This is a genomic window from Pseudonocardia halophobica, assembly GCF_050948485.1.
Taxonomy (GTDB): domain Bacteria; phylum Actinomycetota; class Actinomycetes; order Mycobacteriales; family Pseudonocardiaceae; genus Pseudonocardia; species Pseudonocardia halophobica.
Genome location: NZ_CP192046.1, coordinates 4,473,368 through 4,486,847 on the forward strand (window position 1 = coordinate 4,473,368; position 13,480 = coordinate 4,486,847).

Annotated in this window: 15 protein-coding genes; 7 read left to right on the forward strand and 8 right to left on the reverse strand. The window is 72.7% G+C overall.

Annotation, left to right across the window (positions count from 1 at the left end):
- Positions 1-10 precede the first annotated feature (10 nt).
- Positions 11-790, forward strand: a complete 780-nt coding sequence (locus ACQP04_RS21195; protein WP_433502293.1) for an SDR family NAD(P)-dependent oxidoreductase — start codon at positions 11-13, stop codon at positions 788-790.
- On the opposite strand, the gene ACQP04_RS21200 is transcribed toward ACQP04_RS21195, so the two are convergent.
- From ACQP04_RS21200 to ACQP04_RS21220, 5 genes are all read right to left on the reverse strand, one after another.
- Entirely contained in the window at positions 787-1,239 is a 453-nt protein-coding gene (locus tag ACQP04_RS21200) for an MSMEG_6728 family protein (RefSeq protein WP_433502294.1), read from the reverse strand. The two genes, ACQP04_RS21195 and ACQP04_RS21200, sit on opposite strands and share 4 nt — an antisense overlap.
- Positions 1,240-1,367: 128 nt before the next feature.
- Positions 1,368-2,666 carry an MFS transporter gene (locus ACQP04_RS21205; protein ID WP_433502295.1) on the reverse strand — a complete coding sequence of 433 codons (1,299 nt, stop codon included), beginning with the start codon at positions 2,664-2,666 and terminating at the stop codon, positions 1,368-1,370.
- 40 nt (positions 2,667-2,706) lie between these two features.
- Positions 2,707-3,237, reverse strand: a complete 531-nt coding sequence (locus ACQP04_RS21210; RefSeq protein ID WP_433502296.1) for a 3-isopropylmalate dehydratase — start codon at positions 3,235-3,237, stop codon at positions 2,707-2,709.
- Positions 3,234-4,502, reverse strand: a complete 1,269-nt coding sequence (locus ACQP04_RS21215) for a 3-isopropylmalate dehydratase large subunit (RefSeq protein ID WP_433502297.1) — start codon at positions 4,500-4,502, stop codon at positions 3,234-3,236. Before ACQP04_RS21215 ends, ACQP04_RS21210 begins: the two co-directional genes overlap by 4 nt.
- A 2-nt stretch (positions 4,503-4,504) precedes the next feature.
- A complete protein-coding gene (locus ACQP04_RS21220; RefSeq protein ID WP_433502298.1) occupies positions 4,505-5,356 on the reverse strand; it encodes an isocitrate lyase/PEP mutase family protein in 852 nt (283 codons plus the stop codon).
- A 143-nt stretch (positions 5,357-5,499) separates the two neighbouring features.
- Here ACQP04_RS21220 and ACQP04_RS21225 point away from each other — a divergent pair, with 143 nt between their 5' ends.
- Positions 5,500-6,276 carry an IclR family transcriptional regulator gene (locus tag ACQP04_RS21225; RefSeq protein ID WP_433502299.1) on the forward strand — a complete coding sequence of 259 codons (777 nt, stop codon included), beginning with the start codon at positions 5,500-5,502 and terminating at the stop codon, positions 6,274-6,276.
- A gap of 172 nt (positions 6,277-6,448) precedes the next feature.
- On the opposite strand, the gene ACQP04_RS21230 is transcribed toward ACQP04_RS21225, so the two are convergent.
- Positions 6,449-7,051 carry a hypothetical protein gene (locus ACQP04_RS21230; RefSeq protein WP_433502300.1) on the reverse strand — a complete coding sequence of 201 codons (603 nt, stop codon included), beginning with the start codon at positions 7,049-7,051 and terminating at the stop codon, positions 6,449-6,451.
- Between the two features lie 41 nt (positions 7,052-7,092).
- Here ACQP04_RS21230 and ACQP04_RS21235 point away from each other — a divergent pair, with 41 nt between their 5' ends.
- The 3 genes from ACQP04_RS21235 (at position 7,093) to ACQP04_RS21245 (ending at position 8,735) form a co-directional block, all read left to right on the forward strand.
- The gene (locus ACQP04_RS21235; protein WP_433502301.1) at positions 7,093-7,635 is read left to right on the forward strand and encodes a VOC family protein; all 543 of its coding nucleotides are present in this window, start codon (positions 7,093-7,095) and stop codon (positions 7,633-7,635) included.
- A gap of 183 nt (positions 7,636-7,818) precedes the next feature.
- On the forward strand, positions 7,819-8,007 hold the full coding sequence (locus tag ACQP04_RS21240) for a hypothetical protein (RefSeq protein WP_433502302.1): 189 nt from the start codon (positions 7,819-7,821) through the stop codon (positions 8,005-8,007).
- Positions 7,995-8,735, forward strand: coding sequence for a CPBP family intramembrane glutamic endopeptidase (locus ACQP04_RS21245; protein WP_433502303.1), 741 nt, complete (start codon positions 7,995-7,997; stop codon positions 8,733-8,735). Before ACQP04_RS21240 ends, ACQP04_RS21245 begins: the two co-directional genes overlap by 13 nt.
- On the opposite strand, the gene ACQP04_RS21250 is transcribed toward ACQP04_RS21245, so the two are convergent.
- On the reverse strand, positions 8,729-9,907 hold the full coding sequence (locus ACQP04_RS21250) for an acyl-CoA dehydrogenase family protein (RefSeq protein ID WP_433502304.1): 1,179 nt from the start codon (positions 9,905-9,907) through the stop codon (positions 8,729-8,731). The two genes, ACQP04_RS21245 and ACQP04_RS21250, sit on opposite strands and share 7 nt — an antisense overlap.
- A 199-nt stretch (positions 9,908-10,106) precedes the next feature.
- Between ACQP04_RS21250 and glgX the strand changes: the two genes are divergently transcribed.
- Entirely contained in the window at positions 10,107-12,227 is a 2,121-nt protein-coding gene (gene glgX, locus ACQP04_RS21255) for a glycogen debranching protein GlgX (RefSeq protein ID WP_433502305.1), read from the forward strand.
- A gap of 75 nt (positions 12,228-12,302) precedes the next feature.
- Entirely contained in the window at positions 12,303-12,740 is a 438-nt protein-coding gene (locus tag ACQP04_RS21260) for a DUF1707 SHOCT-like domain-containing protein (protein WP_433502306.1), read from the forward strand.
- A gap of 69 nt (positions 12,741-12,809) precedes the next feature.
- On the opposite strand, the gene ACQP04_RS21265 is transcribed toward ACQP04_RS21260, so the two are convergent.
- Positions 12,810-13,448, reverse strand: a complete 639-nt coding sequence (locus ACQP04_RS21265; protein ID WP_433502307.1) for a hypothetical protein — start codon at positions 13,446-13,448, stop codon at positions 12,810-12,812.
- Positions 13,449-13,480: the final 32 nt, after the last annotated feature.

Here is a 13,480-nt window from a genome sequence, read left to right on the forward strand (position 1 = left end):
GCTGCCCGGCATGGGCAGCATGGACGGCAGGGTCGCCGTCGTCACCGGTGGCGCGACCGGCCTGGGCGCGGCGGTCAGCCGCCGCCTGGCCGGCCGCGGCGCCCGGGTCGCGATCACCTACTCCCGCAGCGCCGACGAGGCCGAGGCCACGGCGGAGGAGTGCCGGGCGCGCGGCGTCGACGCCGTCGCCCTGCGCGGTGACGTCGGCGACGACGCGGCCTGCCGCAAGGTCGCCGCCGACGTCGCGCAGCGGTGGGGCCGGATCGACGTCCTGGTCAACAACGCCGGCCGCACGCGGATCGTCCCGCACTCCGACCTCGACGGGCTCGCCGCCGAGGACTTCGAGGCGATCTACCGCACCAACGTGATCGGCACCTACCAGATGACCCGGGCCGTGGTCCCGCACATGCGGGAGCGCGGGTACGGGGCCGTGGTCAACGTGTCCTCCACCAGCAGCCTCGACGGCGAGGGCTCGTCGATCGCGTACGCGGCGTCGAAGGGCGCGCTCAACACGCTGACCGTGTCGCTCTCGCGGGCGCTCGCCCCCGAGATCCGGGTCAACGCCGTGGTCCCCGGCTTCATCGGCACCCGCTGGTTCTCCGGGCCGCTCGGCGAGGAGGCGTACGAGCAGCTGGTGGGGCGGGTGCAGCAGACCACGCCGCTGCGCCGCGCGGGCACGCCCGAGGACATCGCCGTCGCCGTGGTCTTCCTGTGCGACGAGGGCGCGGAGCACATCACCGGCACCACGCTGGTCTCCGACGCCGGGGCGAGCCTGAAGCCGCGGAGCTAGACCGGCCAGACGTACGCGGTCCCCGGCTCGTCGTCGGGGAAGAGCGGGGCGTAGTGCTCCGGCAGCTTGCCGAGCAGGACCTCGCGGTGGCTGCGGTGCACACGGTCGTCGCCGAGCCAGCCCGGCAGCAGGCCCGCCGCGGCGAGCTCGGTCTGGCTGCGGGGCGGCGGCAGCCCCGCGGTCTGGAGATCGGCCCGCACCGACTCCGCCACCGTGTCGGCCTTGCCGCGGGCCGCCCACTCCTCGCAGATCGCGAGCGCGTAGGCGGCCACGCCCTCCGGATGGCCCCGCCACATCCGCACCGCGGGATGGTGCTGCCAGCCGTACCCCTCCCGCACCTGCGCACGCAGGATCTGCAGCGCCTCCACGCGCTGCTTGCCCAGCCGCCGGTCGTCGAGCGCCCGGGCACTGGCGGCGAAGTCGGGGTACGGGAGGAAGGTCTGCACCACGGACCGTGAGGTACCCGCTCGACGGCGGCCTCACCGACCCGACCGGAACCCACCGCCCCGTCATGAGTGGCGATAGTCGCCATCGCGACTATCGCCACTCACCTGTCTCCCTTGCGCACGGAGGGGGCTCAGACGGGAAGTCGGTCCTTGCCGGTCTCCCGCAGCGTGAACACGGTGACCAGGCCGACCAGCGCCACGCCCAGCACCCAGAAGGCGGGGGACATCGCGTTGCCCGTGCTCTCCACCAGCTGCGCCGCCACGTAGGGCGCGGTGCCACCGGCGAGGATGGTGCCGATGTTGAAGCCCAGCGCCACGCCCGTGTACCGGATCCGGCGCGGGAACAGCTCGGTGAACTGCGGGAACGCCGGCACCTGCGCGAGCCCGTTGACCGCCATGTAGACGACGTAGACCAGGGTGACGACCACGATGCTGGACGTGGCGCCGAGCAGCGCGAACGCGGGCCAGGCCAGGATCAGGTAGAGCACGTAGGCCGAGATCAGGACCGGGCGGCGGCCGAAGCGGTCCGTGAGCATGCCGGCGAGCGGGTAGGTGGCGCAGGCCAGCGCGATGCCGATCGCGGACGCCCAGTACACCGACTGCTTGTCGAAGCCCTCCGTCTGGATGAGGTAGGTGGAGAAGTAGGTCAGGCCGACGTACCCGGTGCCGTTCATGGCGATCGCGATGCCGATGACCCGCAGCACCGAGCCCGGCTTCTCCTTGATCACGGTCAGCAGCGGGCTGCGCTCGACCTCGTGCTTCTCGGCCATCGCCTCGAACTCGGCGGTGTCCTCCAGCCGGACCCGCACCCAGAGGCAGATCGCGGCCAGCGGCAGCGCGATCAGGAACGGCACCCGCCAGCCCCAGGAGGCCATCTGCTCGGCGGTGGTCAGCGCCGTCACCAGGCCGACGACGGCCGCGGCGACCGAGAAGCCGAGTGTGGAGCCGACCGGCGTCAGCGAGCCGAACAGCCCGCGCCGGCCGGGCGGGGCGGACTCGGCGACGTAGGTGGCCGCGCCGCCGATCTCGCCACCGGCGGAGAAGCCCTGGGCGAGCCGGACCAGCACCAGCAGGATCGGCGCGAGCACGCCCGCGGTGGCGTAGCTGGGCAGGATGCCGAGGATGCCGGAGAAGAGCCCCATCGTCACGACGGTGACGACGAGCGCGTGCCGGCGGCCGCGGCGGTCGCCGAGCCGGCCGAAGAACCAGCCACCGAGCGGGCGCATCACGTACGCCGAGCCGAACACGGCCAGGGTGAGCAGCACGGACACCGCGGGCTGGTCGCTGGGGAAGAACAGCGGGCCGAGGGTCACGGCGAGGAAGGCGTAGACGCTGAAGTCGTAGTACTCGATCAGCGTGCCCACACCGCCGGCGAGGGCGGCTCTGCGGGCGGACAGGGTGGAGGTCGGCGACGCGGCCGTGGTGGTCATGGCGGTTCCGTTCGTCCTCGAGCGGGCTGAGCGGGAAGGGTCAGACGCGGGAGTGTTCGGCGAGCAGCAGCTTGAGCGAGCCGCCCGCCTCGATCACCCGGACCACGCGGTCGCTGGGTGGGGTGCCGTGCAGCCGGACGCCGTCGGCGAGCGTGACGACGGCCTTGCGCCAGTCGACGGACACGGCGTCGCCGGTGGTCACGGCGTCGCTGATGCCGGGGACGGTCAGCAGCGGCATGCCGTTGTAGGTCTCGCCGCGCCAGAAGCCGGGCGAGAAGGATTCGGCCAGCACTGCGGCGATCCCGAGATCGCGCAGCGCCACCATCGGCGGGTAGTGCGGGTGGCCGTAGCCGAAGTTCCGGCCGCCGACGATCACGTCCCCCGGCCGCACGCGATCGGCGAAGGCCGGGTCGTAGGCCTCCATCACCTTGCTGCGCAGGAACTCCGCGTCGTAGGACTTGATGTTCTCGACGCCGATCACCAGGTCGATGTCGAAGTCGTCGCCGAAGACCCAGGCGACGCGGCCCTCGATCAGGTCGGGCGGCGGCGGGTAGTCGCGCGCGGCGCTCACGAGCGGGACACCTCCTCGGCGGCCGTGATCGTGCCGGCCACTGCGCTCGCCGCGACGGTGAAGGCCGATCCCATGTAGATGTTCGCCGCCGTGCTGCCCATCCGGCCGGAGATGTTGAGCACGCCGGTGGAGATGCAGTTCTCGTCCGGCTGCAGCGGCTTCTGGTAGCCGAAGCAGAAGTCGCAGCTGGACCGCGCGATCTGCGCGCCCGCCCTGCGCAGCACGTCGAGCAGGCCCTCGTCCTCCGCCTGCCTGTGCACGGCGTCCGAGGTGGGGACCACGTTGAGCTCGACGCCCGGGGCGACCGTGCGGCCGTCGAGCACCAGCGCCGCGGCGCGGATGTCCTCGATCCGGCCGGAGGCGCAGGACCCGATGAAGGCCTTGGTCACCGGGGTGCCGGTGAGCTCGGCGGCGCTGCGGGTGTGGGCGCTGCGGGCGGACCCCGGGAGCACGACCTGCGGCGTGACCGTCGAGAGGTCGTAGTGGTGGACGGCGGCGTACTCGGCGTCCGCGTCCGGCAGCAGGGGCGTGAACTCCTTGCGCGCCACCCGGTTCGCGTAGGCGAGCGCCTTCTCGTCCGGCTCGAACACCGCCGAGACGGCGCCGGTGAACATCGCCATGCCGCACAGGCCCTGACGGCGGTCGATCGACATCGCCCGCGCGCCCGGCCCGGCGTACTCCATGACCTGGTGGGCGCAGCCGTCGGCGCCGTGGTCGGCGATGATGCGGTGCACCAGGTCCCGGCTGTCGACGCCCGGAGCGAACTCGCCGTCGAGCTCGAAGCGGCTGGTCGCGGGGACGTCGAGGAAGATCTGCCCGGAGACCCAGGCCTCGAGGAGGTCCCGGCGCACGCCCCAGCCCAGCGCGCCGAACGCGCCGGCGCCGGAGATGTGGCCGTCGAAGTGGACGAGGAGATTGCCCGGCAGCGCGTAGCCCAGCTCGGCCATGACCTGGTGGCCGATGCCGCGGGCCTCGTGGAGCTCGATGCCGTAGAAGTCGCACCAGTCGCGGGTGACCTGGTGGACCTCCTGCTCCTTCTCGTCGCCCTTGGTCAGCATGTGGTCGATGAAGACCACGTAGCGCTCGGGGTCGCTCAGCGTGCGGATGCCGAAGTCGTCGTGCATCTGCCGGAACATGACGTCCGTGTAGCCCGGGAAGTCGTACGCGATCATGTAGTCCGGGCGGGCGGGGAGGTTGTCCCCGGCCTGCACGGTGTCCGTGCCGGCGGCCCGGGCGAGGATCTTCTCGGTGATCGTGGAGCCCATCGTCAGCCTCCCGCCGGGAGATAGGCGTGCTGCTGCCGCTCGATCTCGTCCATGCCGATCAGACCGACGAAGTCGTGGTGCGGCAAGCCGTCCTCGCTGACCGTCGCGGGCGGCTCGCCCGCGGCGAGGCGGGTCAGGCAGCGCTGCGCGGCGCCCGTCACGGCCATGAGGATCTGGGTCGGCAGCAGCGCGAGCCGGACGCCGATCTGCTCCATGACCTCGGTGGTGAACTCGCGCTCGGTCCACGCCGACGCCGTCAGGGTGGCCATGAGCGGCACCCCGACGAGCTCGTGGCACTTCGCCCACTCCTCCACCGTGGAGAAGGTCTTGGTCACCGGCATGATCATCTCGGCGCCGGCCGCGACGTAGGCGTCGGCACGGCGCAGCGCCTCGTCGCCCTTGGCGTCCGTCCGGGCGATGACGATCATGTCGCCCGCGTTCTCCTTGACCGCGCGCACCTTCCCGACGGCCTCGGGCAGCTCGGTCAGCTCCACCTCGGCGCCCGGGATGAGCGGGCAGCGCTTCGGGGAGCGCTGGTCCTCCATGAAGACCGCCGCGACCCCGGCGTCGGCGAACCGCCGCGCGGTGCGGGCGGCGTTGACGGCGTTGCCGTAGCCGGTGTCGATGTCCGCGATCACCGGCAGGGTGCTCGACTCCCGGATCACGCGGACGGCCTGCAGGTTCTCGGACATCGTGTACAGCTCGGCGTCCGGGTACCCGAGCGCGGCGGAGATCGCGAAGCCCGACGCGCACAGGGCGTCGAAGCCGGCCTGCTCGGCCAGCCGCGCGGTCAGTCCGTCCCAGACCCCGGGGGCGTAGACGAGCCCGTGGGTCATCTTCTCGCGCAGTTCCACTGTCCACCTCTCTGTGTATCGTTATGCGATACGCGTTCCGGAAATATGGGCGAGGGAGGTGGGCGGTGTCAAGACGCCCGCATCACGCGTCGGCGAAGCCTGCGCGGCAGACCGTCGGCACGGCGATCACTAACCTGGCGACCGTGACGGAGGAGGCAGGTGGTCGGGAGACCGTCGGGTCGGTGCTGCGGGCCTGTGCGTTGCTGGGCCACTTCGGCGCGGACCGCCCGGTGATCACGCTCGCCGAGCTGACCGCCCTGTCCGGGCTGAACAAGCCGACCGTGCACCGGCTGATGACCACGTTCGTCGAGGCGGGCTGGGTGTCCCGGGACGCAGCGGGCGCCTACCGGATCCGCATGCCGCTCTTCGCGATCGGCGCCGCGGCGCTCGCCGAGTTCGACCTGCGCGCCGAGGCGCGGCCCGCCCTGGAGGCGCTCGCCGCGGAGTTCGGGGACACGGCGTTCCTGATGGTCCCGGCGGAGGCGGGCGCGGTGTGCATCGACCGCGTCGAGGGCGGGAAGCCGCTGGTCCTGGCCGCGGTCGGGATCGGGACCGTGCTGCCGTACCACGCGGCCGCGGCCCCGGTGGCCATGGTCGCCTTCGATCCCGAGATCCGGGCGCGGGTGCTGGCGGAACCCCTGCCCGCCTTCACCTCCGAGACCCACGTGGACCCCGCGGGGTTCGCCGCACACCTCGAGCACGTCCGGGTCGAGGGCGTCTCCCGGAGCCGGGACGACTACCTCACCGGTGTCTCCGCCGTCGCCGCCCCGATCCTGGGCCACAACGGTTCCCTGGTCGCCACCCTGAGCCTCGGCGGCCGCAGCGAGGACTTCGCCGGTGCGGCGGGCGAGTCCCGCGCCGCGGCCGTCCGCGCCGCCGCCGCCCGCCTCAGCGCGACGGTCGCCGCGGCACGGATCTAGGCCGTGTCTCTCGATCCGGCGCCGCCGGGCCCGGTGATCGACGTCGTTCCCGGCAAGGCAGCCGGGCTGCCCTCATACCGGGCGTATTCGGGTGGCCCGGCAACGCCGGCGGGGACGGCGCGGGCGCCGGGATCGGTGGTGGCGGTTGGGAGACACGGCTTAGGCCCCGCGCTCAGCTCTCGCGGGTGACGAGGGTGATGATGCGGACCAGGGAGGGGGCGGTGGGGGTGGAGCCGAAGCCGAAACGGACGGGCGGCCGGACCGGCGTGAGGGGACCCCGGTCCTCCCCCTCCCAGCGGACGACTGCGGCGGTGAGGCGGTGGAGGTCGAGCGCGCCGTAGTACTCGGTGCGACCCCCGCCCGCGCTGCCGACGGTCCGGACGCCGGGCAGGACGCGGCGGGCGACGGCGTCGATCGTGCCGATCCAGCGGGGTGCGGTTGCGAGCGAGCGCGGCACGGTGCGGAGCAGCAGGCCGAGCGGCGTCCGCCCGCCCACGCGGAACGCGCACTCCAGCGGGCCCGCGCGGACCTGCCGGCGGTCCCCGCGGATCTCGTGGTCGACGGGGCCGATCCGCACCTCGTCGAACGTGTACGTCGCGGACACGAACCCGGCGACGCGGTCGTCGGGCGCGAGCAGGAGCCGGTGCCCGTCCGGCTGCTCGACCATGACATCGGTGAAGGGACCCAGCGGGGAGCGCGGCCAGTGCCCCACCACGACGCGCAGCCCGGAGCCCGTGCCCAGGCCGGCGATCCAGCCGTCGAAACGATCGATCACCCCACCTGCGTACCCGCGGCCCGGCGCGGGATGCTGGACGGGTGCTGGAGCTCGACCACCTCATCGCCTTCCTCCCCGGTCCTCCGGAGCCGCCGGACGGGCTGCTGCTCGACGACGGCACCCGGCACGTCGGGCAGGGCACCCGCAACCGCCGGATCGTCTTCGCGCGGCACTACGTCGAGCTGCTCTGGATCGACGAACCGGAGGTCGAGCGGGCGTCGGGGCTGGGCTTCGCGGCGCGCTGCGCCCGGACCGCGTACCCGTTCGGGATCGTGCTGCGCGGCACGCTGCCGGAGGGGCGTTTCCGCCGCTACACCGTGCCGAGCGGGCCGACGCTCGCGGTGCACGAGGGCGACCCCGACATGCCGTTCCTCGCGGTCGCCGAGCTGTCCGACGCCCAGCTCACCGGCCTCGCCCACCGGCCCGGTCCCGCGCATCCCGGCGGCGCCACCGGCATCGTCGCGACCCGGCTGACCGGGGCGGTCCCGCCGGGACCCACGCTCCCGGGCCTCTCGCTCACCCCGGACGGCCCGCCCTCGCTGCGCCTGCTCCTCGACTGGGGCCCGCCGCTCGTCCTGACGTAGGCGCGAGAGCGGAGGGGCGAGGCCACCGACCGCACCGACCGGCGCCGACCGGACCGGAATCGCGGGCACACGATCGGATGAACGGTGGTCTCCGGCGGACCTCCGGTGCCTACTCTCGCTGCCCCGGAGGCTGCTCGTCACCTCGACGACCTGCTGTTCCGGCCCACGGAAGCGAGGCTCGACATGACGACCTCCGGATTCGGGGTGAGGCCGGACCACCCGCGTCCCGGCGTGCTCGCCCGGCGCCCGCTCGTGTCCTTCTTCCTCCTCGCGTTCGCCGGCGCCTGGCTGCTCGAACTGCCGATCGTGCTCTCCCGGACCGGTACCGGCCTCCTGCCGTACACCCTCCCCCGGTCGCGGTGCTCCTGCTGATCGCCGGCGCGACGTTCACCGGCCCGACCGTGGCGGCGTTCGTCATGGCCCGGGCGACCGAGGGCGGCGAGGGCCCGAAGCGCCTGCTGCGCCGGTACGTGCAATGGCGCGTGAAGCTCCGGTGGTACCTGTTCGTGCTGCTGGTGATCCCGGCCGGTGAGGTGTTCGGCGCGATCGTGCTGCCCGGGGTCCTGGCGTCGTACCAGCCGCTGACGCCCGGGATGGCGCTCGGCTACCCGTTGGCGTTCGTCACGACCTTCGTGCTCGGCGGACCGCTGGGCGAGGAGCCGGGCTGGCGCGGCTTCGCGCTGCCCCGCCTGCAGGCGGCCCACGGGCCGCTGGCCGGCAGCGTCCTCCTGGGCGTGCTGTGGGCCGCATGGCACCTGCCCCTGTTCTGGACGGGGGTGTGGACGCCTCCGAGCGTGGCGAACGTCGTCATGTTCTTCGTGATGATCACCGCGTTGACCGTGGTCATGAGCTGGGTGTTCAACAATGCGGAGGGGAGCCTGCTGATCACCATGCTCATGCACGCGTCCTTCAACACGTTCGCGAACAAGGTCGTGGCGCCGCTCTTCCCCGCCCCGCTGCTCCGGACCTACGGCCTGCTGCCGGAGCTGGTCGGGTTCGGTGTGCTGGCGGTGATCGTCGTCGCGGCGACGCGGGGTCGGCTGAGCCTGCACGACCGGCGGTCGCCGGAGCCGGGGCCGGCCGCGGTGCCGTCTCAGTAGCTCCGCGGCAGCCCCAGGACCTGGGTGCCGATGTGGGCGAGGACCAGCTCCTCGGCGACGGGGATGTTGCGGGCGATGCGGGAGTCCCGGAACAGCCGCTCCACCGGGTACTCCTTCGAGTACGCCATGCCGCCGAAGGTCTGGAAGGCCTGGTTGGCGGCCTCCCACCCCACCTGCGCCCCGGTCAGCTTGGCGATGTTGGTCTCGGCGTGGCAGGGCAGGCCCCGGTCGAAGAGCCACGCGGCCTTGTAGGTCATCAGCCTGCCCAGCTCGGTCTTCGCCTTGATCTGCGCGAGCGGGAACTGGATGCCCTGGTTGGCGCCGATCGGGCGGCCGAACACCTCCCGCTCCTTCGCGTACCGCACGGCGACGTCGAGCGCGGCGTCGGCGGTGCCCACTCCCCCGGCCGCGGCGAGGATGCGCTCGGGGTTGAGGACGTCCCACAGCACCGAGAAGCCGCCGTCGACCTCGCCGAGGACGTTCCCGGCGGGGACCCTCAAGTCGTCGAAGAAGACCTGGCTGGAGGTGACGACGTTGCTGCCCAGCTTGGGGATCGGGGTGTACTGCAGCGTCCCCGCGGCGACCGCCTCCCTGACGTCGACCAGGAACAGGGTGAACCCGCCGGTGCGGGGCTTCGCCTCCTCGGCGGGGATCGTGCGGGTGATCGCGATCATCCAGTCGGCGTTCTCCAGCCCGGAGATCCAGATCTTCTGGCCGTTGATCACGAAGTCGCCACCGTCCCGGACGGCGCGGGTGCGGATGCGGAGGGCGTCGCTGCCGGCGTCGGGCTCGGTGAGGGCCATGCAGAACTGGGTGTCGCCGGACGCGAGGCCGGGCAGCAGCCGCTTCTTCTGCTCCTCGGTGCCGTGCCGGGCGAGCGTGGTCGCGCCGAAGCCGGGCGTGAGGACGTAGAGGAAGATCCCGCCGGTGCCGCCCGACGCGGCCAGGGTCTCGCAGGCCACGGCCAGCTCGAGCATCCCCTGCCCGCCGCCGCCGTACTCCTCCGGCACGGTCAGCCCGATCCAGCCGCCGTCGGCCAGGTCCCTCCAGACCTCCCACGGGAAGCGGTGCTCCTCCTCGAGCCGCGACCAGTAGGCGTGGTCGTAGCGGGCGCCGATCGCGCGCACTCCCTCCTGCACGGCGAGGGCGGTCTCGGGGAGCGTGAAGTCCACGGCGGTCCTTCCGGTCGGCGACGGTGCGGGGCGGCCACCATCTTCGTCACCCCGTCGCGGCCGGCGCACCCGCTCCCCCACCCGTCATCCCGCCGCACACCCACCCGGCCCAACCCGGGCGCGCACGGTCGCCAGGAATGGCCGACGCCGCCCGGGCGGGTTAGAACTTGTGCTCCGCTCGTCACGCACCGGAGGACACGTGCACATCTGGCCCGGCTCGCCCTACCCGCTGGGTTCGACCTTCGACGGCGGGGGCACCAACTTCGCGATCTTCTCGGAGGTCGCCGAGCGCATCGAGCTCTGTCTCGTGCACGACGACGACACCGAGGAGCGCGTGGTCCTGCCCGAGCGCAACGGCCTGATCTGGCACGGCTACCTGCCGCGCGTCGGACCGGGGCAGCGCTACGGCTACCGCGTGCACGGCCCGTACGACCCGCACGCGGGGCTGCGGTGCAACCCGTCGAAGCTGCTGCTCGACCCCTACGCGAAGGCGATCGACGGCGAGTACCGCTGGAACGAGGCGCTGTTCGCCTACCGCTTCGGCGACCCCGACTCCTACAACGACCAGGACTCGGGGCCGTACGCGATGACGTCCGTCGTGGTCAGTCCCTTCTTCGACTGGCAGGACGACCGCCCGCTGCGGATCCCCTACAACGAGACCGTCGTCTACGAGGCGCACGTCCGCGGCATGACCATGCGCCACCCCGACATCCCGAAGGATGTCCGCGGCACCTACGCCGGCCTGGCGCACCCGGTGATGATCGAGCACTTCCGCGAGCTCGGGGTCACCGCCGTCGAGCTCATGCCCGTGCACCAGTTCGTGCACGACTCCACGCTCGACGACAAGGGCCTGCGCAACTACTGGGGCTACAACACCATCGGCTTCTTCGCCCCGCACAACGGCTACGCCTGCTTCGGCACCCGCGGCGAGCAGGTCGCGGAGTTCAAGGCGATGGTCCGCGCGCTGCACCGGGCGGGCATCGAGGTGATCCTCGACGTCGTCTACAACCACACCGCCGAGGGCAACCACCTGGGCCCGACGCTCTCCTTCCGCGGCATCGACAACCAGGCCTACTACCGGCTCGTCGACGGCGACCCGATGTACTACTTCGACACCACGGGCACCGGGAACAGCCTCAACGTCCGCCACCACGAGTCGTTGCGGCTGCTCATGGACTCGCTGCGGTACTGGGTCACGGAGATGCACGTCGACGGCTTCCGGTTCGACCTCGCCTCCTCGCTCGCCCGCGAGTTCCACGCGGTGGACCGCCTGTCCGCCTTCTTCGACCTGGTCAACCAGGACCCCGTGGTGAGCCAGGTGAAGCTGATCGCCGAGCCGTGGGACGTCGGCGACGGCGGCTACCAGGTCGGCGGCTTCCCGCCGCTGTGGACGGAGTGGAACGGGCGCTACCGCGACACGGTCCGGGACTTCTGGCGCGGAGAAGCCGCCGGCCTCGGCGAGTTCGCGGCCCGGTTCACCGGTTCCTCGGACCTCTACGAGGCGGACAACCGGCGCCCGATCGCGTCGATCAACTTCGTGACCGCGCACGACGGCTTCACCCTCGAGGACCTCGTCTCCTACAACGAGAAGCACAACGAGGCCAACGGCGAGGACAACCGGGACGGGGAGAGCCACAACCGCTCCTGGAACCACGGTGCGGAGGGCCCGACCGAGGACGTGCAGGTCCACGCGCTGCGTGAGCGGCAGAAGCGCAACATCCTCACCACGCTGCTGCTCTCGCAGGGCGTGCCGATGATCGCGCACGGCGACGAGCTGGGCCGCACCCAGCAGGGCAACAACAACGTCTACTGCCAGGACAACGAGCTGTCCTGGGTCGACTGGGACCGCGCCCGGGAGCACGAGGTGCTCACCGAGTTCGTCGGGTGCCTGACGGCGCTGCGCGCCAAGCACCCGATCTTCCGCCGGCAGCGGTTCTTCCAGGGCCGGCCCATCCAGGGGTCCAGCATGGACGACATCGCCTGGCTGCGGCCCGACGGCACGTACATGACCGACGAGGACTGGCAGCGCCCGCAGACCCGGTCGCTGGCGATCTACCTCAACGGGCAGGGCATCCCGGACCGCGACCACCTCGGCGTGCGGATCGTGGACGACTCCTTCCTGTTGCTGATCAACACCCACCACCAGCAGGTCCAGTTCACACTGCCCGGCGAGGAGTACGGCCGGATCTGGGAGACGGCCGTCGACACCGCGGACCCCCTGCTGGCGAACACGCGCCGGCGCACCCAGAAGGCCGGGGCACGGATGCGGATCCAGGCCCGCTCGATGGTCGTGCTCAGGTGCGCCGTCCCGCCTTCCTGAATTGACATGTCGAACTTGACATGTCGGTCGTGACCGGAGCACACTCGTGACGTCCGACGGGGGTGGTGGTTCGCGATGACCGAGCAGGGCGGGACGGGGATCCGCATCGGCGACGACGAGCGGGAGCGCGGGGCGGCCCGGCTGGCCGCCGAGGTGGGGACGGGGCGGCTCGACCTCGCCGAGTACGAACGCCGGGTCGACCGGGTCTACGCGGTCCGGACCCGCGCGGAGCTCGACGCGGTCTTCGCCGACCTGCCGGGGCCGCAGGCGGCGCGGCCGGCACCGGTCCGGGCCCGACGTACCCCGCCGTCCCCGCTCGCGGCCGCGTGGGTGCCGTGGATCGTGGTGAACGCGATCTGCGTGGTGGTGTGGGTGGCGACGTCGCTCGGCGCCGGGCACCCGCTGCCCTTCTGGCCGCTCTGGGTCGCCGGGCCGTGGGGCGTGATGCTCCTCCTCGGCACCCTGTCCGGGCGCCGGGTCTGCGGCAGCCGGCCCGACGGAGGTCGGCACTAGAACCTCGGGCGCGGCGCCGCGGGGGTGGGCGCCGCGCCCGGGACCGGCCCGGGACCGGCTCGGTACCGGTCAGCGGGCGGCGGCCTCGAGGATCGACCGCAGGTGCCCGATCTCGGCCTCGGTCCGCGGCGGGTAGAGCAGCACGTAGCCCTCGGGCAGGCCCAGCATCCGGCCCGCGAGCGGGTGGAACTCGCCCCACCGGCGGGCGACGACCACGCGGGCGTCGAGCGGGGCGAGCACGACGTGCATCGACCCGTCCGCGGGGTGGACGTGGCCGATCTCGGCGCCACCGGTCCGCCACAGCGCGGGATGGTGCTTCTCCCAGCCGCTCGTCCGCATCTCCAGGTCGTCGCGCCCGGCGAGCTCCTCGACGACGTCCTGCAGGGCGGCGACCCGTGCCTGGTCGGCGTGCTGGGTGAGGACCCGGTGCGGCACGGGGTGCGGGCCGACCTCGGGCCGCTCCCCCGCCCGCGGGGGCAGGGTCAGCAGCCCGCGGTCGACGTCCCCGCTGCCCGCCTCCCGCCATGTGTAGGGATCGCGGGCACGCAGCCGCATCCCGCTCACCGCCAGCCACCCCACCGGGTTCGCCGGCACCCCGCCCGGGCCCAGGGCCTTCCACCGCCGGTAGTCGCGCGCGGCCCAGCCGATCCCGGCCGCCGCCGCGCCGACCACGACCCCGGCGACGCCGGTCCGTCTCGTCGTGCTCACCCGGACCAGGGTCCCAGAGCGTCGGTACCGGT